Source organism: Paraburkholderia sp. BR14312, from assembly GCF_040948675.1.
Classification (GTDB): domain Bacteria; phylum Pseudomonadota; class Gammaproteobacteria; order Burkholderiales; family Burkholderiaceae; genus Paraburkholderia; species Paraburkholderia nodosa_A.
Map to the genome: position 1 here is coordinate 136987 of NZ_JBFPKI010000015.1, position 20753 is coordinate 157739.

The 20753-nt window shown below is 65.5% G+C and carries 16 protein-coding genes; 11 read left to right on the forward strand and 5 right to left on the reverse strand.

What is annotated here, in order from left to right:
• Positions 1-384 precede the first annotated feature (384 nt).
• Both AB3X98_RS34685 and AB3X98_RS34690 read left to right on the forward strand, forming a co-directional pair.
• Entirely contained in the window at positions 385-1137 is a 753-nt protein-coding gene (locus AB3X98_RS34685) for an H-NS family nucleoid-associated regulatory protein (protein ID WP_368610379.1), read from the forward strand.
• 71 nt (positions 1138-1208) lie between these two features.
• Complete coding sequence (locus AB3X98_RS34690; protein ID WP_368604813.1) at positions 1209-1712, forward strand: DUF429 domain-containing protein; 504 nt, start codon at positions 1209-1211, stop codon at positions 1710-1712.
• 161 nt (positions 1713-1873) lie between these two features.
• On the opposite strand, the gene AB3X98_RS34695 is transcribed toward AB3X98_RS34690, so the two are convergent.
• Positions 1874-2659: an IclR family transcriptional regulator gene (locus AB3X98_RS34695; protein ID WP_368604814.1), complete on the reverse strand. Its 786-nt coding sequence runs from the start codon at positions 2657-2659 to the stop codon at positions 1874-1876.
• 188 nt (positions 2660-2847) lie between these two features.
• On the opposite strand from AB3X98_RS34695, the gene AB3X98_RS34700 reads away from it, so the two are divergent.
• The 7 genes from AB3X98_RS34700 (at position 2848) to AB3X98_RS34730 (ending at position 9814) form a co-directional block, all read left to right on the forward strand.
• Positions 2848-4131 carry an MFS transporter gene (locus AB3X98_RS34700; protein ID WP_368604839.1) on the forward strand — a complete coding sequence of 428 codons (1284 nt, stop codon included), beginning with the start codon at positions 2848-2850 and terminating at the stop codon, positions 4129-4131.
• Positions 4132-4135: 4 nt separating this feature from the next.
• Complete coding sequence (locus AB3X98_RS34705; RefSeq protein ID WP_069261978.1) at positions 4136-4582, forward strand: type II 3-dehydroquinate dehydratase; 447 nt, start codon at positions 4136-4138, stop codon at positions 4580-4582.
• A gap of 144 nt (positions 4583-4726) precedes the next feature.
• Positions 4727-5587: a MurR/RpiR family transcriptional regulator gene (locus tag AB3X98_RS34710; protein WP_069261977.1), complete on the forward strand. Its 861-nt coding sequence runs from the start codon at positions 4727-4729 to the stop codon at positions 5585-5587.
• A gap of 204 nt (positions 5588-5791) precedes the next feature.
• The gene (locus AB3X98_RS34715; protein WP_368604815.1) at positions 5792-6856 is read left to right on the forward strand and encodes a C45 family autoproteolytic acyltransferase/hydolase; all 1065 of its coding nucleotides are present in this window, start codon (positions 5792-5794) and stop codon (positions 6854-6856) included.
• 28 nt (positions 6857-6884) lie between these two features.
• Positions 6885-8231 carry an aspartate aminotransferase family protein gene (locus AB3X98_RS34720; RefSeq protein ID WP_368604816.1) on the forward strand — a complete coding sequence of 449 codons (1347 nt, stop codon included), beginning with the start codon at positions 6885-6887 and terminating at the stop codon, positions 8229-8231.
• 114 nt (positions 8232-8345) lie between these two features.
• Positions 8346-8912: a carboxymuconolactone decarboxylase family protein gene (locus tag AB3X98_RS34725; protein ID WP_069261974.1), complete on the forward strand. Its 567-nt coding sequence runs from the start codon at positions 8346-8348 to the stop codon at positions 8910-8912.
• A gap of 614 nt (positions 8913-9526) precedes the next feature.
• Positions 9527-9814: a YodC family protein gene (locus tag AB3X98_RS34730; protein WP_368604817.1), complete on the forward strand. Its 288-nt coding sequence runs from the start codon at positions 9527-9529 to the stop codon at positions 9812-9814.
• An 89-nt stretch (positions 9815-9903) separates the two neighbouring features.
• Here the strand turns inward: AB3X98_RS34730 and AB3X98_RS34735 are convergent, their stop codons facing one another.
• Together AB3X98_RS34735 and AB3X98_RS34740 are read right to left on the reverse strand one after the other, a co-directional pair.
• Entirely contained in the window at positions 9904-10536 is a 633-nt protein-coding gene (locus AB3X98_RS34735) for a LysE family translocator (protein ID WP_342946063.1), read from the reverse strand.
• 219 nt (positions 10537-10755) lie between these two features.
• Complete coding sequence (locus tag AB3X98_RS34740; RefSeq protein WP_368604818.1) at positions 10756-11076, reverse strand: superinfection immunity protein; 321 nt, start codon at positions 11074-11076, stop codon at positions 10756-10758.
• Positions 11077-11248: 172 nt separating this feature from the next.
• Between AB3X98_RS34740 and AB3X98_RS34745 the strand changes: the two genes are divergently transcribed.
• Entirely contained in the window at positions 11249-12709 is a 1461-nt protein-coding gene (locus tag AB3X98_RS34745) for a M20 family metallopeptidase (RefSeq protein ID WP_368604819.1), read from the forward strand.
• A gap of 15 nt (positions 12710-12724) precedes the next feature.
• Here AB3X98_RS34745 and AB3X98_RS34750 read toward each other — a convergent pair whose 3' ends face one another.
• On the reverse strand, positions 12725-13210 hold the full coding sequence (locus tag AB3X98_RS34750) for a Cd(II)/Pb(II)-responsive transcriptional regulator (protein WP_069261969.1): 486 nt from the start codon (positions 13208-13210) through the stop codon (positions 12725-12727).
• Positions 13211-13388: 178 nt separating this feature from the next.
• Here AB3X98_RS34750 and AB3X98_RS34755 point away from each other — a divergent pair, with 178 nt between their 5' ends.
• A complete protein-coding gene (locus AB3X98_RS34755) occupies positions 13389-15905 on the forward strand; it encodes a heavy metal translocating P-type ATPase (protein WP_368604840.1) in 2517 nt (838 codons plus the stop codon).
• A gap of 33 nt (positions 15906-15938) precedes the next feature.
• Here AB3X98_RS34755 and AB3X98_RS34760 read toward each other — a convergent pair whose 3' ends face one another.
• Complete coding sequence (locus AB3X98_RS34760; RefSeq protein WP_368610380.1) at positions 15939-20543, reverse strand: DEAD/DEAH box helicase; 4605 nt, start codon at positions 20541-20543, stop codon at positions 15939-15941.
• Positions 20544-20753 lie beyond the last annotated feature (210 nt).

Sequence of the window (20753 nt, forward strand, 5' to 3'; positions counted from 1 at the left end):
TGTCCGCACGTGGTCGAAGCGGTGCCGATCCGTCGATATCGCAATTGAACGGCTTGCGTACACGCACGAGTCGCGGCATGGATCAGCCGAATTGAATTAACGTTGACTGAGGAAATCGGGCTGGCGAACGACCCGACGAGTTGCATTCGATGATGGCGGTTCCGCTCATCGTGCGTGAGTCTTGCGGCAGCGCAATCAGACAGGCGTAGCCGCTGACATGGCTTTTACTCGCGTTTCGTGACTGGAAGTCAGACGACTTACCGATTTTGAAATAGAAAGTAATGTTTCTCAGTGCCTCGCGCAAACTAATTCGACACCAAATGTTGTATTCGTCGTTCGATGTGGCATAGTGGAAAAAACTAACTTATCAAAGGAAATCCACGAATGGCTACGCTCCAATCGATTCAGGCAAGAATCGCAAAGCTGCAGGCTCAGGCAGAATCGTTGGTAACAACGAAATCGTCGGCGGTACTCGAGAAGATTCGCGGCCTGATGGAAAAGCATGCCGTGACGGTTGCCGACATCGAGGCATTTGTCGGCAAGCGGCGCGGCCGCAAGCCGGGAAAGGCCGTTGCCGCGAAGCAGGGCTCGTCGGCAGCGAAATATCGCGATCCCAAAACTGGCGCGACCTGGACCGGCCACGGTCGTGCTCCCGCGTGGATTGCAAACGCCAAGGACCGAAGCAAGTTCCTGATTGCAGGCGCGGCGCCGAAACCGGCTGCTGCAGTGAAGGCGCCCAAGGCAGGTAACTACGTGCGCGGGCCGCAACCGCCGAAATATCGCGACCCGAAAACCGGCGCGACGTGGTCCGGTCGTGGCATCGCACCGGCATGGCTCGCTGGCGCGAAGGACCGGTCGAAGTTTTTGATTGAAAAGGCCGAGCCTGTAGTGAAGACAGCCAAGGCGCCGGCAGCGAAGAAGGCCGCCGCAAAAAAGAACGCTGCATCGAAAAAGGCTGCTGTCAAGAAGGTATCTTCGCCGGCACGCAAAGCTGCGCCGAAGAACGGCGCAGCGGCGAAATCGCCGGCCGTCCGCAAGGCCCGCGCGCCGAAGCTTGTGGTGAAATCAACGGCGCCCGTCGAAGTTGCCGCGCCTGCGGCGGCCACTGAAGCTGTGAGCACGGCCGCTGCGGCCTGAGTGGCGCACACCGGGCTCCGGAAGCCTGCTTCCGGCCCGGTTCAGCGCTTGTTACTCGTGGCGGGGACCGCTTGAACACACGGACGGTTGCTGGCATCGACGTAGGCGGTGACAAGAAGGGCTGCCATCTGGTCATTCTGGAGGGCAGTCGAGCTTTCCGGCCTGCCGATACCATAACCCCGCAGGAGATGCTGCGAGCCTGCCTCGAGTACGGCGTGCAGGCCGTCGGGATCGATGCTCCATGCCAATGGGGTATCGAACGTAAAGGGCGGCGTGCGGAACGGGAACTTGCGCGGCAACGCATCTTTTCCTTCGCCACGCCAACCCGACAACGGGCCGATGAGAATCCTGGGCGCTTCTACCGGTGGATGTTCAACGGAGAAGCCATTTACCAAGTCTTTTCTTCCGACTATCCGCTACTGTCATCTCGCGATTTCCAGGGCGGGCGTGTTAGCTTCGAAACATTTCCCCATGCCGTGACTTGCGCTCTCCGCGGCAAGGAGGGGACGTCTGCGAAGGAGAAGCGACCGCGAGATACCTGGTCGAAGGGCGCACATATGCTTACGGCGACGTGAAAGGTGGTTACATTCATGTTCCGATTCCACTGGCCTTGAACACGTTTTGACGCTGATACCGTGCCGCCGTGCGGGAAGGTGTTGCAGTTGGCTTGCCGTGCGTTATGTGCCACTGCAGTTGTCACAAGGGCAATCACAGCTATTGACTGGATTCTGCACCCTCACCCCTTTCCGAGCGGCGGCCGACGTGAGAATCCCGCCATATTGCTCAACTGGGCCAGTTCATTGGCCGCCTCGCGTAGCAGTCCAGAGTACTCGTGAATCTTCCCGGTCGTTAGCCGTACCCGGGGACCGGCAATACTGATGACGCCGACGCAGCGCGAACCGTTCACCACGGGCGCCGCCACTGCCGACATACGCGGGGCAAACACCTCGTCGATCATCGCGTAGCCACGCACGCGCGCAGCATGCACGAAACCCAACAGCGCTTTTAGTGTCGTCGGCGCATTGGGTCCGAACTCATTCGGCTGTCCGAAGCCTTGCTTCAAGACCAGCGAGGCCGCCTGTTCATCGGTCATCGTCATGAGCCATGCATGTCCGGTCGACGTGCATGAAAGTCGTGCCGCCTGGCCCATGTCGGGATCGTAGCGGAAGCCGGTGCGCTGTCCGTCCGCCTTCCCGACCCAGATGATCGCTTCGCCATCCACCAGCGACAGTCGCGCGAGTTCGCCTGTCTGGGCAGCGACGCGTTCGATGATCGGCTGGGCGATGTCCGCGATGCCCGTGAGGCTCAGGAATTCGAGTCCGTTCGACGTCATGCGCATGGTGAGGATGTAGCGGCTGTGATCGACCCGCTGCCTGACATACCCGCTTTCGATGAGTTCGGCGAGCAGGCGGTGGCAGGTGCTGCGCGGCAGAGACAAGGCATCGGCAATAGCCGCGAGACCTGCACCTTCGCCTTGCGACGCCAGCAGATCGAGAATTCTCAGGCCGTTTCTAAGCGACATCTTTCGCCAACTTCCATATTATGAAATGGAGTTCCGGTGCGGAACGCCCCGCCTGTCCAGCGCAAACAATAGCACCTGTTCGTCGCCAGAAACGAACGCTTCGCCATATCGAGAATCCAGGAGACAACATGTCATTTTTTGCTGATTCGGACCTCGCCGGGGAAGGGCGGTCCGCGCAAGCTCACTTGATGGCGCGTCGGGCAGTAGCGGGGGCAACCGTCGGTACAGCGCTCGAATGGTTCGACTTTGCGCTGTATGGCGTCGTCGCGGCCACGATCTTTCCCAAGCTGTTTTTTCCGTCGCTCGACCCGACTGCTGCGCTGCTCGCGTCGCTGGCGAGCTTCTGGGCTGGATTGGCGGCCCGCCCGCTCGGCGCGGTGATCTGCGGGATGCTCGGTGACCGTTGGGGACGCCGCAAACTGATGCTGATCACCGTATCGGTGATGGGCGCGTCGTCGTTCCTGATGGGCTTGCTGCCCACTTACCACCAGGTTGGCATCCTCGCGCCGACACTGCTGGTGTCGCTGCGCATCATTCAAGGTTTCGCGCTTGGCGGCGAATCGACGGGCGCGCAACTGATGGCGGTGGAGCATGCCTCTGCCAACCGACGCGGCTGGTATTCAGGTCTGCTTGGCATTTGTTCGCCACTCAGCCAGATTCTCGCCAACTTTTCGCTCTTTACATTGGCCGCGTTGCTTTCATCGGACGATTTCGATACCTGGGGCTGGCGAGTGCCGTTTCTCGCTAGCTTCGTTCTGGTGCTGCTCGGCATCTACATCCGCAGGAAGGTGAGCGAGACACCGGCGTTCGAGGTGCTCAAGAGGACTGGCGCATCCACACGCGCCGCCAATCCGCTCGGCACGGTCTTCAAAAAACACTGGCGCACCGCGCTGCGCCTGACGCTGTTCTTCTGCGGCCCGGCCGCGCTGTTTTATCTGATCGTGGTCTTCTCGCTCAGCTACCTGACGAAACACCTCGGCGTACCTAAGCAGACCGGTTTCATGCTGTTGATGGTGGCGAATGTCTGCGCCATCGTGGGCGCGCTGGCGGGCGGCTATCTGAGCGATCGGATCGGACGCAAACGTGCGCTGATGATCGGTTCGGCCTGCACGCTGATCTGCTGCCTGATTTACTTTCCAATCCTCAACCACAACTCGATCGCGATGACGATGGCAGTCATGGGCGCGTTCCTCGGCTTTACACAGTTCCAGAGCGGCATCCAGCCAGTCTGGTTCGCCGAGTCATTCCCGACCGAGGCGCGCTACACAGGGTCCGCACTGTCGTATTCGGGAGCCAACCTGCTCACCGGCGGCCCGATGCCTATCGTCGCCGTGGCGCTGCTCAATGCCTTTCACGGTTCCCCGTGGGCCATCGTAGCGGTCTGCGGCTCGCTGAACCTGATCTCCTTCCTGATGATCGCAATGTCCCGGGAAACCAAGGACACGGTCCTCGAACGCTCTTCTACACACTGACACCATGACGCGCAAACTCTACATCCTCAATGGTTCCAACCTGAACATGCTGGGCGCGAGGGAGCCTCATCTTTATGGCAGCACTACGCTGAAGGACATCGAACAGAATTGCCTCACGCTGGCCGACGCGCTCAAGTTCGACTGCGTATTTCGTCAAACGAACAGCGAAAGCGAGTTGATCGACTGGATTCAGGAAGCATTCCTGCAGGACGCCGCGCTGATCATCAATCCGGCCGGCTTTTCATTCGGTCGGATTCCGGTGCTCGACGCAGTCAAGCTCATCCGCCGGCCAGTCGTGGAATTGCATATCACCAATATTCACCAACGCTCGGAAGAATATCGTCACTCGACGATTTCGGTGGCGGCCACCGCGGTAATTTGCGGGGCAGGAGCGAACGGATACTTGCTCGCGATCCGAGCGATTGACGATCTGTGGGGCAAACAGGCTTGAACCGACTCTTCGATGTATGAAGCACGCGGGCGCCTGGATGGAGCCCGCGTCCGTCGGCATGCGCGACATCGTCATCTGTCCCGACTTGCAACATCCGGCAACACCGGTGGTAACATTTGTTGTCACCCACTGCCAGAGCGACGCATGCCAGACAGTTTCGACCAGCTCGCCGCGCTGATCCGCGCGCGTTTCTCCGATTTGAGCCCGCAGTTCCAGACCGGCGCTGCCTTCCTGCTCGACCATCCCGACGAAGTGGCCGTTTCGTCGATGCGCAAAGTGGCCGAGCGCGCCCGCGTGCAGCCTGCTTCGCTCGTGCGGCTTTCCCAGCAACTGGGCTTTCCGGGCTGGAACGAGCTGCGGGACCTGTTCGTCGCGCGCGTGCGCACGCGGCCGGAGCCGCTTTCCTCGCGGGCCCGCTCGCTCGTGGCGGGCAATGCGAAGGACGGCCTCGCGCGCGACCTGCTCGTGGCACAACAGCACAATCTGGAGGCGAGCGCCGCGCACAATACCCGCTCGATGGTCGAGGCGGCGCGCGTGTTGCGTCGCGCGAAGCATGTGCACGTGGCGGGCTTTCGCTCGTGCTATGCAGTGGCGTTCGGGCTCGTCTACGGATACCGCCTGTTCCGGCCTTCGGTTTCCTTGCTGGGCGGCGAGGCGGGGACGCTGGAGATGCAGTTGCTCGGCATCGAGCGCGACAGCGCAACGATTGTTGTCAGCTTCGCACCGTATTCGGTCGAGGCGGTGCGCGTGGCCGAGGCCGCGCTCGCCAAAGGCAGCCGCCTGATCGCGATTACCGACAGCGCCGTCTCGCCCATTGCGCTGAACGCCGACAAGGCGCTGATCTTCACGCACGAAAGCCCATCGTTTTTCCCTTCGCTCGTCGCTGCGACGGCCCTGGCCGAGTCGCTCGTCGCCCATCTGCTGGCGCTCGAAGGCTCGGGCGCGATCGCGCAGCTCGAACAGGCCGAGCGTTCCTTGAACGCACGCGGCGCTTACGTGCCCTGAGCGCCACCCCCGGCATTTCCGCGCCATTTCGCGCCTGTTTTCCCGCAGCCGGATGTCGTTGTGAGCAGGCATCCGGCTTTGCTTTGCACGTTTCCATCGCATTTGTTGTGATCGATTTTTAATTTGACAACATATGTTGCGGTGACGTATAAAGCGCACTATAGGAAGAGGTAGACCCATACCGGTAGCAAAAGCGAGAAACAGATGCAGGAACTCAAGACTATCCGCGTGGCCGGTTCGCCTGAGGCGATCGGCCGGCAGCTCGGCGCACACGTGAAGCCGATCTTTGCGGATTACATGGCGCAAAGCAGCGCCTGGCGGGCGGTGAGCCGCTGGCGCGGCAGTGCGTTTGCGCAGCAGTTGCGCGCCGCAGCCGCACAGTATTTTCCGACCTATGTCGCGGAAATCGACGCAATGGCGCAGGCGCTGGACTGGTCCGCGGAAGACCTGTTCCTCTGGAATTGCCGCGGTGAACTGATCCACCACGCACCGGACGGCTGCACGACGCTCGCGGTGCGCACGCCGGGTGTGGGCCTGATCGCGCACAACGAAGACGGCGACCCCTGGCTGCATGGCCACTGCAGCGTGGTCGAGGTCGAACCCGACGGAAAGCCCGGTTTCCTCAGCTTCTACTATCCGGGCTCGCTGCCGGGGCATACCTTCGCAGCTACGCGTGCGGGACTTGCGCAAGCGATCAACAACGTGCGCATCCGCGAGCCGCGCGTGGGTGTGCCGCGCATGATCCTGGCGCGCGCCGTGCTCGATTGCGCGACGCTGGAAGAAGCCCTCGCGCTGCTGCGCGACACGCCGCGCGCGAGCGGCTTCCACCACACGATCGGCGGGACCGACGAGGCGGGCGAGGTGCGTGTGGTTAGCGTCGAAGCCACTGCGCAGCGCGCTTCGGCGCGCGAAGTGAGCGCGCCCTCGGGACACGCGAATCACCTCATTCACTCGGGCTGCGAGCGTGAGGCGCAGATCGTCACCGACTCGTCGCGCGATCGCCAGACCCGTCTCGCCGAGCTGTTGCCCGCGCTTGGCGCGCAGCCCGACGGCGCGGCTTTCGTGCAGGTGCTGCAGGATCGCGCGGGCGCCGGCCTGCCGATCTTCCGCGACGATCCGCACGACCCCGACGACGAGAACACGCTCGCCACCGCCTGCATGCGCGTCGAGCCGCGCGGCGTGGCGTTCGACGTCTGGCAGGGCGGCGAGCGCGTGCTTGGCCGCTTTATCGATTCGAACGCGCGCGATGCAGACGGCGCGAACCGCTAAATATTCACGGACTTCATCGAGGACACATATGACCAAGGTGTTTCACCGGATGCCGAAGCAAAGCTTGCCCGTCGCGGTGGCAGGCGAAGGCATCGAAATCGTCGATTCCACCGGCAAGCGCTACATCGACGCAAGCGGCGGCGCCGCGGTTTCATGCCTCGGCCACAGCAACCAGCGCGTGATCGACGCGATCAAGCGTCAGGCGCAGCAACTGCCGTACGCGCACACCTCCTTCTTCACGACCGAGGTCTCGGAGCAACTCGCCGATCACCTCATCGCCGCGGCGCCCAAGGGGCTCGACCATGTGTACTTCGTGTCGGGCGGTTCGGAGGCGATCGAGGCCGCGCTCAAACTCGCGCGCCAGTACTTCGTGGAGAAGGGCGAGCTTGCGCGCCGCCACTTCATCGCGCGCCGGCAGAGCTATCACGGCAACACGCTCGGGGCGCTCGCGATCGGCGGCAATGCGTGGCGCCGCGAGCCGTTCCTGCCCATCCTGATCGAATCGCATCACGTGAGCCCTTGCTTTGCGTACCGAGAGCGCCACGAAGGCGAGACCGACGAGGCCTATGCGCAGCGCCTCGCCGATGAACTCGAGCAGAAGATTCTCGAACTCGGTTCCGAAACGGTTGCGGCCTTCGTCGCGGAAACCGTGGTGGGCGCAACGGCCGGCGCGGTGCCGCCCGTGCGCGACTACTTCCGCAAGATCCGCGCGGTGTGCGACCGTTACGGCGTGCTGCTGATCCTCGACGAGATCATGTCGGGTATGGGCCGCACCGGCCATCTGTTCGCCTGCGAAGAGGACGGCGTTGCGCCGGACCTGCTGACGATCGCGAAGGGCCTGGGCGCAGGCTACCAGCCGATCGGCGCGACGCTCGTGAGCCAGCGCATCTACGAGACGATCGTGGGCGGCAGCGGCTACTTCCAGCACGGCCACACGTATATCGGCCACGCCACGGCCTGCGCGGCGGCGCTCGAAGTGCAGCGCGTGATCGCCGAGGAGAAGTTGCTCGACAACGTGCTCGCCCGCGGCGAACAACTGCGTGCGCGTCTGCGCGAGCGTTATGCGAACCATCCGTACATGGGCGATGTGCGCGGCCGCGGCCTGTTCGTCGGTGTCGAGCTGGTGAAGGACCGCGCCACGAAGGCCACCTTCGACCCGGCGCTCAAGCTGCATGCGGCGATCAAGCGCGAGGCGTTCGCGCGCGGCCTGATGGTCTATCCGATGGGCGGCACCGTGGACGGCCGCAACGGCGATCATGTGCTGCTCGCGCCGCCTTTCATCTGCACGGAGCAGAACATCGACTCGATCGTCGAGCGGCTTGCCGCGGCCGTCGACGGTGCGCTCGACGTAACGGGCGTGGCGCGCCCGGCGTAAGCTTCGCTGTATGGAGTTGAAGTGCAACTAACTGTCCGCCGCTAGCGGCGGCCGAGATCGCGGCGACCGCAATCGGTCGCGCGCGCCGGTCATAACCTCCAACGGAGTCCATTGATGACGCAAAACCCGACCTCGCGGCTTCCCGCTTTCGACGCTGCCCAAGCGACGCCGGAGCAGAAGGCGGTGCTGGACGAGATCCTTTCCGGTCCGCGCGGCAACCTCAACGGTCCGTTCCTCGGCTGGATCCACAGCCCGGAACTGGCGCAGCATGCGCAGCGCCTTGGGGCGTTCTGTCGTTACCAGACAGGCCTGTCGCTGCGCCTCTCAGAACTGGCGATTCTCGTCACGGCCGCGCGCTGGCAGGCGCAGGCCGAGTGGTACATCCATTATCCCATCGCCCTGAAGGCTGGCGTGCCCGAGGTGCTGGCCGAGCAGATCCGCACGGGCGTCGCGCCCCGGTTCGACGAGCCCGACGACGCGCTGATCTACGCGTTCACGACCGAGCTGTACGACGCGAAGCGTGTGTCCGACGCGACCTACGCGCGTGCCGTCGAGCGCTTTGGCTACGAAACCACGATCAACCTGGTCGGGCTGCTTGGCTACTACGCGCTCGTCGCAATGACGCTCAATGTCTTCGCCATGCGCGCGGAAGGCCAGACGACCTTGCCGTTTGCCGAATAAGCGGACTGACCGCGTCCTGCGCGCGCAGCCCCATCCGGTTTTGCCGGATGGGGCATTTTTTTGCACCGCACTGCAATTCCATTTAAGTGACAACCGTATTTCAACAGCAGAATTTTGAGGGCATCGGTAAAACATGAGGATTTCCCCCCAGGAGAACAGTTCAAGTGCGGCGTGGGCGAATTAATCGAACGGACGGTTTATCCGCGTAGAAATCGTTTCCATTCGCTCTGGCAGGGCTTCCGGTTTTTGGACGAAATCGTTAATGCAGTTGCCGTGTGCCATGTTTATTGCCGCTGCATTGCGGGATTTTCTGGTTGTGGATTCGAAATAATATGACTGCTTCGGGGGAAACCTTGCCCGGTAGCTTTTTCCAGCCATGTACGGCTTTCCGCGTAAATTGTGCGGGAAGGGATTAAACGGGGGTTTGGGCGTGCTTCGAATAACAGGGTTTTCAGCAGGTTTAATGGAAACCGCTTGCGCGCATTAATTCGAGTTGTTAGTCTTGCCGAACTTATTAATGACCGTCCCATTCTGATTATCGAAAGGGCGGGCGGGAGCCAGGGGCTAGCCCGCCCGGGTTTTTTCTCTGTGCGACTTTTTTAACGGGGCACATCATGCTTGATACGACCATCGACGTAGCCGAAAAGCCGCTCGCTGCCATGGCCGGAATTGGCGACGTTGTCACCCTGAAATCGGGCGGTCCGCGCATGACCGTCATGTATGCCGGTTCGGTTGGCTTTGCCAGCGGTCACTGGCTGATCTGCCAGTGGTTCGACGAACAAGGCGAACTGCGCCAGGACATGTTCGCTCAGGACATGGTGCAGATCGAACCGCGCTCGATTCCCGCGGCGTTCGTCAAGATGCGCAGCCCGGCTGGCGGAAGGGCCATCGGCAGGGTCTGAGGCGTAGACCCACGCAGACTGCACACGCGCCACAGGCGCGTCAAATACGATGAAGTAGCGGCCGGGCCGGATGCGCCCGGCCGTTTGCTTTAGCGCTGGCCTTCGGCGGCGATACGCACGGCGAGTCCGGCCAGCACCGTACCCATGAGCCAGCGTTGAAGCTTGAGCCAGCCCGGCCGGTCGCCGAGAAACGCTGCAATCGTGCCCGCCGTCATCGCCACGGCGGCATTCACGCTGATCGAAAGCGCGATCTGCACGCTGCCGAGCACGATGGACTGCGCGAGCACGCTCCCGTGATGTGGGTCGATGAACTGCGGCAGCAGCGACAAATACAGAATGGCAATTTTCGGATTCAGCAGGTTCGTGACGAACCCCATCAGAAAGAGCTTGCGCGGGCGGTCGGCGGGCAACTCGCGCACCTGGAACGGCGAGCGGCCGCCGGGCTTGAGCGCCTGCCACGCGAGCCAGAACAGATAGAGCGCGCCGCCCAGGCGCAGCGCGTCGTAGGCGAACGGCACGGCCATGAGCAACGCGGTAATGCCGAAGGCGGCGCACAGCATGTAGAACACGAAGCCGAGCGCGACCCCGCCCAGGGAGATCAGGCCCGCCTTGTGCCCCTGGCAGATCGAGCGCGAGATCAGGTAGATCATGTTGGGTCCGGGCGTGAGCGCCATGCCGAGTGCGACGGCGGCAAAGGCGAGCAGCGGGGCGGCGTGTGGCATGACGAGGCTCCGTGTTGATGTTTGCTTGGGTTGCTGATGGGTGTGAAGGCGACTCGAGCGATGGGCACAACGCTGAGCGCTTCAGCCAGATATAGAACGATCAAAACGATCAAAACGGCGCGGCCAACGCAGCTTGATTCCCGGTGATTATTTCATGCGACGGCAGCGCTTGCGCGCCATGGCCTGAAACGTTGGCCAAACGGATAAGCCGCGACGGCCTCAATGCGGCGAGCGCTTGCTCTCAGTGGCGCGGCTTTCGCGCGCCTGGACCCGGTCGTCGAGCCGGCGCGAGAAGAGCAGCATCCCCAGCCGGCGGCTGCGAATCCTGGTCTGGCCGCCGAGATCCTTCGGCGGATTCGGTTGCAGCGCCCAGAAGAGCGCCAGCAGCCAGCCGAGCAGTGTCCAGCCGAGCACGGCATTGAAGACTGCGATGACCAGCAGGTCGTGACGCTGACGCCTGTCGGCGATCAGCGCTGGGAGAAAGTAGAGCGCGACCACCGCTGCGAGAACGATGATCTCGAAGACGGAACGGCTCACCATATTTCCATTCTCCAGAAAAAAGGGCGGAATATGCCCGAAGGATCATTGTCGCGCGGATTGGCCCTGAGCGCACGCCATGCCCTGGCCGGACGGCCATCACCGGGCGCGAGGGGTGTCGGCCGGTGGGGGTTCGGGTCTATCATCGGGTTTTTCATCGCTGGGAACCCACACCATGATCTCCGACCCGTCCGAGGCCACCCGTCAACTCGACCACGACGAACTGCGCGCCTTCGTCGAACGCAAATGGCATGACGAGATCGTGCCCGCGTTGACCGACTACATCGCGGTGCCGGCCAAGAGCCCGGCATTCGATCCGCAGTGGGCCCAGCACGGCTATCTCGAGCGCGTCGTGCAGGAGGCCGCGAAGTGGGCGGAACAGCAGCCGGTGCGCGGCCTGAAGCTGGAGATCGTGCGGCTGCCCAATCGCACGCCGGTGATTTTCTTCGAAGCGCCCGCCACGCGCTCGGGAAGCAGCGAGACGGTCGTGCTCTACGGCCACCTCGACAAGCAGCCGGAATTCGCGGGCTGGCGCAACGACCTCGGCCCCTGGACGCCGAAGCTCGAAGACGGACGCCTCTACGGGCGCGGCGGCGCTGACGACGGCTACGCGATCTACGCGAGCGTCACGGCGCTCGCCGCGCTCGACGCGCAGGGCATCGAGCGTCCGCGTTGCGTGGGTCTCATCGAAACCTGCGAGGAGTCGGGCAGCTACGACCTGCTGCCTTATGTCGACGCGCTGCGCGAGCGGCTCGGCAACGTCGGTCTCGTCGTGTGTCTCGATTCGGGCGCGGGCAACTATGACCAGCTCTGGCTCACCACGTCGCTGCGCGGTCTCGTGGCGGGCGACCTCGAAGTCGAAGTGCTCGAGGAGGGCATTCACTCGGGCTCTTACGGCGGCATTGCGCCGTCCAGTTTCCGCGTGATGCGGCAGCTCTTCGAGCGTCTCGAAGACGCCGCGAGCGGCACGCTGCTGCCCAAGGGTTTCCATTGCGCGATCCCCTCGCAGCGCTTGAGCGAAGCCGAGGCCACGGCGAAGATCCTTGGTGAAAGCGTCTGGAAGACCATGCCTTGGGCGTGCGGCCAGGACGGCCGGCGCGTGCTGCCCACCACCACGGACCCGCAGCAGGCGCTGCTCGACTCCACGTGGCGGCCTTCGCTTTCGGTCACGGGAGCGGCGGGCCTGCCCGCACTCGCCGACGCCGGCAACGTGCTGCGGCCGCGGACGGCGTTCAAGCTCTCGCTGCGCCTGCCGCCGCTAGTCGAGGCTTCGAAGGCCGTAGCCGAACTGAAGGCGCTGCTCGAACTCGATCCGCCGTATAACGCCAAGGTCACCTTCAGGCCGGACGCGGGCGCGGCCAACGGCTGGAGCGCGCCGGAACTCGCTCCGTGGCTCTCGGAAGCGCTCAACGCCGCCTCGCGCACGCATTTCGGCGCGGACTGCGCGTATCTCGGCCAGGGCGGCACGATCCCGCTCATGAACGTGCTGCAGGCAGGGTTTCCCAAGTCGCAGTTCATGGTGTGCGGCGTGCTCGGCCCGAAGTCCAACGCGCACGGGCCGAACGAGTTCCTCCATGTGCCCTACGCGAAGAAGCTCACGGCCACGGTGGCCGAAGTGATCGCCGCCGCGCCTTGAATTGCCCTTGAGCGGCTAGTGGCGGTGAGGGGAAGGCGCGCCGTCTGCAGGCGGCGCGTCCTGTGCAGCGTGCCCATCGCCATGGCATGAGCAGCTTTCGTCGTCGACGGGCTGTTCGAGACTCTTCATGATCCCGCACTCCGCGCTGCTGCTCTGATTGGCATGGCAGCTCTCGCGCAGCGTGCGTAATTGCTGCTCGAGTACGCGCATCGCTTCGATCTGCTGATGGATGCGCTCGATCTGGCTGTCGATCAATTCGTTGACTTCGTCGCAGGGTTGGCTCGGGTCGGCCTGGAAGCGGCGCAGCATGCGAATGTCCGTGAGCCCGATGCCGAGTGACCTGCAATGACGGATGAAGTTGAGCTGCGCGGCGTGCACGGCCGTGTAGCTGCGGTAACCGTTGGTTTCGCGCGCGGGCTCGTCCAGCAGGCCTTCGCGCTCGTAAAAGCGCACCGTTTCGACGTCGCAGTGCGCGCAGCGCGCCAGTTCACCAATTCGCATGGTCGCGGCTCTCCCAAATCACTTGACCCTGTAGCGGCTACAGGCTGTTCAATGATTGTGTCACTTTTGGGAGAAACCGGCTATGAACCAGAGCTACGTGTCGCGGCTCGGCATTGCGCAACGCCTTCGCGCGCGTGATGAGGAACGGACGGTGGGCGGCGCTCACGGGTCTGGCGGCGTGGGCGGCGCGTGCGGCGGCCACGGGCATAGGCACGACCAGGATCAAGGACAAGACCATGATCGTGCCCATGGTCACGAGCACGCCCACGACCAAGGCCATGCGCACGGCCACGACAACGATCAGGGCCGCGGTCACGGCCACAACCATGACCACGACAACGAGCACGGCCACGGACAAACCGAGCCGAACAGCCACGCGCACACCCATAGCTGCTGTCACGGTGACACTGCGCACAGCACGCCGCCGCAAAGTCAGCGCAACATGGCTCCGGCGCCCGAAGGCACGCGCCGCGCTCGCTGGCGCATCCAAAACATGGATTGCCCGACCGAAGAGCGCCTGATCCGCAACCGGCTCGAGCCCCTGCCGGGCGTCGTGCGCCTCGATTTCGACCTGCTCGCGCGCGAGCTGACCGTCCATCATCGGCTCGACGATACACAGCCGGTCGTCGCCGCGCTGCGCGCACTCGACATGGCGCCGCGTGAGTTGGATGAAAGCGCGTCCGCGCAAGACGCCCCGCCTGCGCCGGTCGGTCTCGTACTGCGCCAGAAGCTGCTGCTGGCGGTGAGCGGCGTGGCAGCCGCAGGCGCCGAGGTGCTCGCCTGGCGCGCCGGCCGGGAAACCAGCCTGCTCGTACTCGCTTGCGCAGCCATCTCGATCGTGTGCGCGGGTCTGCCCACGCTGCGCAAGGGCTGGATCGCGCTGCGCAACTTCACAATCAACATTTATTTCCTGATGTCGCTGGCGTTGATCGGCGCCATTGCGATCGGCAAGTGGCCGGAAGCGGCGATGGTGGTGTTCCTGTTCGCCCTTGCGGAGGAAATCGAGGCGCTGTCGCTCGAACGCGCCCGTCAGGCCATCCGTGCGCTGACCGCGCTCGCGCCTGAGACCGCCGAAGTCTGGCAACCCAGCGAGGGCGCATCCGGGCAAGGCGAATGGTGCGAGTGCGCGGTGGGCGATGTGGCTGTCGGCAGCCGGATTCGTGCACGCACAGCCCAGCGCGTGCCGCTCGACGCGCGCGTGATCGCCGGCCGTGCCGCGCTCGATCAGGCGCCGATCACGGGCGAAAGCCTGCCTGTCGACAAGGAAACCGGCGCGGTGCTTTACGCGGGCAGCATCGTCGTCGATGGCGTGGTCGAAGCGCTCGTCACCGCGCCCGCGAAGGACAGCACGCTCGCTCGCATCGCCGCGGCGGTGCAGGAGGCGCAGGCGCAGCGCGCGCCCACGCAGCGCTTCGTCGACCAGTTCGCGCGCTACTACACGCCGGCCGTGGTCGTGCTTGCCGTGGTGCTGGCGCTGGCCGGGCCGCTCGTCTTCGGCGGCGCGTGGAGTGCATGGCTCTACAAGGCGCTCGTTCTGCTCGTGATCGCCTGCCCGTGCGCGCTCGTCGTTTCGACGCCGGTGACGGTCGTGAGCGGCCTGGCCGCCGCCGCGCGCCACGGCATGCTCGTGAAGGGCGGCGTGTGGCTCGAACGCGGCCGGCTGCTCAAGGCCGTCGCGCTCGACAAGACCGGGACGCTCACACGCGGCGAACCTGTCCTGACCGATGCGCTCAAGGCGCCGATGCGAGCGCTGGTCGGCGCTGGGGCGTCCAGCGAACCGCCGCTTTCGACAGAACACGCACTGCGCATTGCCGCGAGCCTGGACGATGCGAGTACGCACCCCGTCGCCCGCGCGGTGGTCGACGGCTGGCGGGCGCGACAGCCGGAGGCACGCCTGCTCGCCGTCGATCAGTTCGCGGTGCTGAACGGTCGCGGCGTGCAAGGCCGCGTCGACGGCACGCTCTGGCGCCTCGGCAATCACCGTCTGGTGGAGCAGCTTGGCTTGTGCTCGCCCGAACTCGAAGCGCAGCTGGCCGCGCTGGAACTAGCGGGCAAGACGGCGATCGTGCTGTGCGCGCCGCAGGAGGCCGTCGCCGTGTTCGCCGTGGCCGACGCGCTGCGTACGGAAAGCGCACCGGCCGTGCGCGCCTTGCGCGCGCTCGGCGTGACGCCCGTCATGCTGACCGGCGACAACGCGTCGACCGCGCGGGCGATCGCCGATCAACTCGGCATCGACGACGCGCGCGGCAATCTGCTGCCGCAGGACAAGCAGGACGCGATCGCCGCGCTCTCGAAGCAGTACGGCATGGCGGCAATGGTCGGCGATGGTGTGAACGACGCGCCCGCGCTCGCACGCGCCGACATCGGCTTCGCGATGGGCGCGGCGGGCACCGCGACCGCACTCGAAACCGCCGACGTCGCGATCATGGACGACGATCCGCGCAAAATCGCCGCGTTCATCGGCCTCTCGCGCAAGACCGCGGGCGTGCTCAAGCAGAACATCGCGCTTGCGCTCGGCATCAAGGCCGTGTTTCTCGTGCTCGCGATGGCGGGCGAGGCCACGCTCTGGATGGCCGTGTTCGCCGACGTGGGCGCGAGTCTGCTCGTCGTGGCGAACGGTCTGCGCGTGCGCCGGCATTTCGACGGCACGCGCAACGTGTTGAAGCCTTCCGCGCAGGCAGAGCAACGCAACTAACAGCCAGTCCCGCCCGCGAGCGCCCAGCGCGCCTCACCAAGGCTTCGCGAGGCGGGCTCGGAGTTCGGCGCGGGTGCTTTCGTCGAACTCGCCGAGAAAGCCGAAGCGGCCGGCAATCAGGGTGGCGGCCGGCACGCCGTCGCGGAACACGATACGGTTGCCGGCGAGCGCGGGCACCTTCTCGCCAGGCAGCAGCGTGCCGAGAAGATTGAGGGGGTCGGCGGCGCTCACGCAGACGAGCGCGCCGCCTTCACCTTGCGCTGCTGCACGCCGCCGCACGTCGCGCAGCAGCGCCACGGCTTCGGGCAGCGCGAACTGTTCGCCCGAAATCCCGGTGACGAAGCGTCCACCTCGTATCTCGCCGCGCGCCTCCATGCGATGCAGCACGCGCAGCAGATCGCGCCACGGCGGCAGCCACGCCGCCTCGCGTCCGAGCAGGTGCCAGCTGACCACGCCGTAACGGCGCAGCAGCACGTTGGCGACGTGCTCCAGCAGATCCGGGTCAGCAGGCGGCTGGCGCGCGGTGCTGGCGGTCGTTTGCCTTGCACGCGCAAGCGCCTGCGAACGCAGGCCCGCTGCTGCGCTCGAAATCGGTCCAGTCGGTCCAGTCGGTCCAGTCGTTTCCGTCGCGACAAGCGCGGCTTCATCGTCCAGATCCGCAACCGGAGCGCTCGACGCATCGGCCAACGCAACACGCCGCAGCGTCGCCCAGCGCCCCGCGTCGGCCATGCCGCCGGCGAGCGGCCCGAAGCCGCGCGGCCGGCGTCTGCCGTGATGCGCGCTGCGCTGCGCCGCCGGCTTCACGAGCGCGCGCAGCCCGGCAAAGCTGTCTGCGTTGACAAGGCCTGCCGCCACCAGTTCGCCGAGCGCGTTCTCCAGTTCGACGCCGAGCAGGTGCGCGTCGGCAGCGAGTTCGTCGAAGAACATCGCACCGTGCCGCAGCAGCGCCTCGTACACGCGCTGCGCGCGCGCCGACAGGCCGGCCGTGTCGGTCGTTTCGACGAGCGCCATCCAGCGCACTAGCTCACGGCGCGTAAGCAGCACCACCGGCGTGCTGCGTACCGTCGAAGCGGCCGCCGCACGCGCGGGCAGCCGCGCCCAGGCAAGGCGCCCCGAGCGGCACAGCTCGTCGAGCAGCATGGGCGTGTAATCGTCGATACGCGCCGGCAGGATTTCGTCCTCCCATGCGAGTGCCGACGCTTCCCAGCCTTCGAGCTGGTCGAGCACGGCGGCAAGCGCGTCGCGGCCAGAGCCGCGCGTGCCGGGGGCCACGCGTTGCCATTCGAACAGGAAGCGCATGAAGTCGTGACGCTCGACGGGCTCGATTTCGCGCCGCAGCTTGCGCACCGTGTAGCGGTGGATGCGCGCGAGCAGATGGCGTTCGCACCATTCCTGCTGACCGCCGCCCATTGCTTGCGGCGTGAAGCGTCCGCGCATCACGGTGCCTTCGGTTTCGAGGCGCGTGAGCGCGAGCGCCGCCACGCTCGCCTCCAGCGCGAGCGGCCGCGCCACCTGCGCAATCGTGAGCGGTCCGAAGCCCGACAGCCGGGCGCGCACGATCTCGACCAGCGCCGCGTCCTCGGTCCACGTATCCGCGTATTCAGGCGGCGGCGTGAGCGGCGGCTCGCACTGCGCCTGGGGATAGATGGCCTGCACACATGCAAGCCGCTCGATGCCCACCCACAGCGCGTCGTGATCCGAGACCGGTAGCCGCGTTGCGCGGCCCGCCGCCGCCAGATCGGCGAGCCATGCGAGCCATTGCGGCGCCTGCTGCGCCTCGCTTTCGGCGAGAACGCCGAGGCTCGTGAGGGCGTCGTGCATTTCGTCGGCGTCTCGCACTTGCGGCCAGGCTTCTTCGCGCACGCTCGCAATCGCTTCGGGGTCGAGCGCGCCGAGATCGTCAGTGGATTCTGGGTCGCTCCACCGGCGCGACAGCACGGCCTGAGTACGCCGCTCTTCGATCGGGGCGTCGTCGAGGAACGCATAGGGGCGCGCGGTGAGGATTTCGGCAGCGAGCGCAGGGGGCGCGGGCAGTTCGCGCACAACGAGCTTCAGGTCGCCTGCCTCGATGCGCCGCAGCAGCGCGATCCATGCTTCGGTATCCATAGCATCATGGAGGCAGTCGTCGAGCGTCTGGTCGACGAGCGGATGGCGCGGTACTTCACGCTCGCCCGCGATGTTTTCGACGCACGCCACCTGGTCGGGAAACACGGCCGCGAGCAAGTCTTCGCTGCGCATGCGCTGGATCTGCGGCGGCGTCTTGCGTCCGCTGGTCTGACGCGGCAGCGCGAGCGACGTGGTCGCATTCCAGCGCCAGCGCACGCCGAACAGCGGCGCCTCGAGCAGCGCCTGCACGAGCAGATGTTCTGCGGAATTCGAATGGAGATAGCGCCATACCTCGTCCAGCGCGAAGCTGTGCGCACCGGTGAGCGAGAGGATGATGGCGTCCTCGGTCGCGGCGGCCTGCAGCTCGAAGTTGAACTGGCGGCAAAAACGCTTGCGCAGCGCGAGACCCCACGCGCGGTTCAGGCGGCTGCCGAACGGGGTATGAATCACGAGCTGCGTGCCGCCCGCCTCGTCGAAGAAGCGCTCCATGACGAGCGTGTCCTGGGTGGGCAACACCGTGAGCGCGGCGCGGGCGCGCGCGAGATATTCGACGATCTGGCGCGCGGCGGCATCGTCGATCTCGAGGGATGCGGCGAGCGCCGCCGTGGCGCGATCGACCACGGCGGGCGACGCGGCGTCATCCGTCGCGCCAGCGCTCGCGCTCGCATCGATCAGCGCGGCTTCCACCTGCTTGCGCAGCCGCGAAATCGCGAACGAAAGCTCGTCGCTGCGACCTGGCGCCTCGCCTAGCCAGAACGGAATGCTGGGCGGCTGCCCCTGGGCGTCTTCCACGCGCACGCGGCCCGCCTCGATGCGCAGGATCCGGTACGACGCGTTGCCGAGCTGGAACACGTCGCCCGCGAGGCTTTCGACGGCGAAGTCCTCGTTGACGGTGCCGATCTGCACGCTCTGCGGTTCGAGCAGCACCGAGTAGTCGGCGTTGTCGGGAATCGTGCCGCCCGACGTGAGCGCGACGAGCCGCGCACCGCGCCTCGCACGCAGTGTGTGGCTCACCACGTCGCGATGCAGATAGGCGGCGCGCGGCCCGTGGCGGCTCGTGTAACCTTCGGCGAGCATGCGCAGCACGGCGTCGAACTGCGCGCGCTCGAGCGCCGCCCATGGCGTGGCGCGCCGCACGAGCGCATAGAGTGCGTCTTCTTCCCAGGCCTCGCAGGCCACTTCGGCGACGATCTGCTGCGCGAGCACATCGAGCGGCGCTTGCGGCAGCGCGAGGCGGTCGAGTTCGCCGCGCCTCACGCTATCCAGCAGCGCCGCACATTCGATCAGGTCGTCGCGCGACGTGGGGAAGATCCGTCCCTTCGGCACGCCGCCGACCTGGTGGCCCGAGCGCCCGACGCGCTGCAGGAAGCCCGCGATCGAGCGCGGCGAGCCGATCTGGCACACGAGATCGACGTCGCCGATATCGATGCCCAGTTCGAGCGACGCCGTCGCCACAAGCACGCGCAGATCGCCGCTCTTGAGCCGCTGCTCGGCGAGAAACCGATGCTCGCGCGCGAGGCTGCCGTGGTGCGCTGCCACGGCTTCGGCGCCCAGACGGTCGGTGAGATGGCGCGCCACGCGCTCGGCCATGCGGCGCGTGTTGACGAACACGAGCGTCGTGCGGTGCATGGCGACGAGTTCGGCCATGCGGTCGTACACGCGCTCCCACACGTCGTTTGCCATCACGGCTTCGAGCGGCACGGGTGGCATTTCTATCGCAAGATCGCGTTTGCGCGTATGGCCCACATCGACGATCTCGCACGCGGGCGGGTTTGCATTCGGATCTTGCGCCGCGTCGCCCATGCCCACCAGAAAGCGCGCGACGGTTTCGATCGGCTTTTGCGTGGCCGACAGCCCGATGCGCAGCAGACGCGCGCCGCACAACGCATCGAGCCGCTCGAGGCTCAGCGCGAGATGGCAGCCGCGCTTGTTGCCCGCGAGCGCGTGAATCTCGTCGACGATCACGCTGCGCGTGCTCGCCAGCATGCGGCGGCCCGATTCGGAGCCGAGCAGCACGTAGAGCGATTCGGGCGTCGTGACGAGGATGTGCGGCGCGCGTTTGCGCAGCGCCGCACGCTCGGGCTGCGGCGTATCGCCGGTGCGCACCGCGATACGGATGTCGATCGGGGGCAAGCCAAGCCGCGCGAGTTCCTCGCCGATACCTTCGAGCGGCCGTTCCAGATTGAGCCGGATGTCGTTGGAGAGCGCCTTGAGCGGCGAGACGTAGACGACAAGCGTCGTGTCGGGCAGTGCGCCACCGTTCGCGAGGCCATCGCGCACGAGTTCGTCGAGCGCGGCGAGAAAGGCGGTGAGCGTCTTGCCCGAGCCGGTCGGGGCGGCCACCAGCGTCGCGCGCCGGCTCGCAATTAACGGCCATGCGGCGCGTTGCGCGGCAGTGGGCGCGTCGAAGCTGCGCCGGAACCAGCCGGCCACAGCCGGATGAAAGCGCGCGAGCACGTCGCTTTGCTCGCCGTCTTGACTGGCGGCGGCTGCCGGGGCGTGCGGATCGGATACGGGCGAAGGCGTTGTCATGCGGGCGATGTGCGGCAAGAAAAGCGGCAGAGGTGGCGGCATTGCACGTCTGCCAGTCTCGCAGCTTTCTTGCGCGTCTGCCTGGCGCGGGGCGATGCGGCTGCTGGCGTTGCAGGGTGCAGGCAGGAATGTACGGCCGCCTTGCTGCGTTTCAAGCCGTGACGGCCATCCGGCAGGCGCGGCCCGAACGCAGTATCCTCGCCGCGTTGG

Excerpts from the sequence above, each read along its gene's own strand:
- AB3X98_RS34715 (WP_368604815.1), top strand. The coding sequence starts at position 5,792 with ATGCAGGAACTCAAGACTATCCGCGTGGCCGGTTCGCCTGAGGCGATC.
- AB3X98_RS34745 (WP_368604819.1), top strand. The coding sequence starts at position 11,249 with ATGATCTCCGACCCGTCCGAGGCCACCCGTCAACTCGACCACGACGAA.
- AB3X98_RS34760 (WP_368610380.1), bottom strand. The coding sequence starts at position 20,543 with ATGACAACGCCTTCGCCCGTATCCGATCCGCACGCCCCGGCAGCCGCC.
- AB3X98_RS34710 (WP_069261977.1), top strand. The coding sequence starts at position 4,727 with ATGCCAGACAGTTTCGACCAGCTCGCCGCGCTGATCCGCGCGCGTTTC.
- AB3X98_RS34730 (WP_368604817.1), top strand. The coding sequence starts at position 9,527 with ATGCTTGATACGACCATCGACGTAGCCGAAAAGCCGCTCGCTGCCATG.
- AB3X98_RS34720 (WP_368604816.1), top strand. The coding sequence starts at position 6,885 with ATGACCAAGGTGTTTCACCGGATGCCGAAGCAAAGCTTGCCCGTCGCG.
- AB3X98_RS34685 (WP_368610379.1), top strand. The coding sequence starts at position 385 with ATGGCTACGCTCCAATCGATTCAGGCAAGAATCGCAAAGCTGCAGGCT.
- AB3X98_RS34750 (WP_069261969.1), bottom strand. The coding sequence starts at position 13,210 with ATGCGAATTGGTGAACTGGCGCGCTGCGCGCACTGCGACGTCGAAACG.
- AB3X98_RS34700 (WP_368604839.1), top strand. The coding sequence starts at position 2,848 with ATGGCGCGTCGGGCAGTAGCGGGGGCAACCGTCGGTACAGCGCTCGAA.
- AB3X98_RS34705 (WP_069261978.1), top strand. The coding sequence starts at position 4,136 with ATGACGCGCAAACTCTACATCCTCAATGGTTCCAACCTGAACATGCTG.
- AB3X98_RS34725 (WP_069261974.1), top strand. The coding sequence starts at position 8,346 with ATGACGCAAAACCCGACCTCGCGGCTTCCCGCTTTCGACGCTGCCCAA.
- AB3X98_RS34695 (WP_368604814.1), bottom strand. The coding sequence starts at position 2,659 with ATGTCGCTTAGAAACGGCCTGAGAATTCTCGATCTGCTGGCGTCGCAA.
- AB3X98_RS34735 (WP_342946063.1), bottom strand. The coding sequence starts at position 10,536 with ATGCCACACGCCGCCCCGCTGCTCGCCTTTGCCGCCGTCGCACTCGGC.
- AB3X98_RS34740 (WP_368604818.1), bottom strand. The coding sequence starts at position 11,076 with ATGGTGAGCCGTTCCGTCTTCGAGATCATCGTTCTCGCAGCGGTGGTC.